At 55.5% G+C, this 443-nt stretch carries 1 pseudogene; it reads right to left on the reverse strand.

Annotation, left to right across the window (positions count from 1 at the left end):
- Positions 1–410: pseudogene (locus RGM3321_RS00120) on the reverse strand (phenylalanine--tRNA ligase subunit beta); the annotation flags it as partial.
- Positions 411–443 lie beyond the last annotated feature (33 nt).

Genomic DNA, 443 nt, shown 5'->3' on the forward strand with positions numbered 1-443 from the left:
CTTTCGAACACTGCAAGATCATCCTGAGATCGCGACATATTCGTCGTTACTGCATGGAATAGACCAGGCAACAACGTAGTGCGTAGGTAGGGGCGAGTATCGTCAAGCGGATTGGCAAGTTTGACAGTTGCGTGACGCGTGTCATCACCGCTAATGCCGAGAACGTCGAGATCCTTATCCCCGATGAATGGCAAGGTGATGAGCTCGACGAACCCAGCCTCGACAACTGAACGCAGCACCCGACGACGACCCCGCTGAGCCTTCGTCAGACCGCTAGCACCCAAGCTCGGGGGCAGAACAGCCTTGATGCGATCAAACCCAATCTTGCGGCCGATCTCCTCAACATAGTCGTAGGCATCAACAAGGTCAGGACGCCAAGTCGGGGCAACAAGGTGAAGGGAGTCCCCCAATGCGGTCACCTTAACCCCAGAACGCGTCAAGAT

The sequence above is a fragment of the Pseudomonas sp. RGM 3321 genome, assembly GCF_022836805.1.
Taxonomy (GTDB): domain Bacteria; phylum Pseudomonadota; class Gammaproteobacteria; order Pseudomonadales; family Pseudomonadaceae; genus Aquipseudomonas.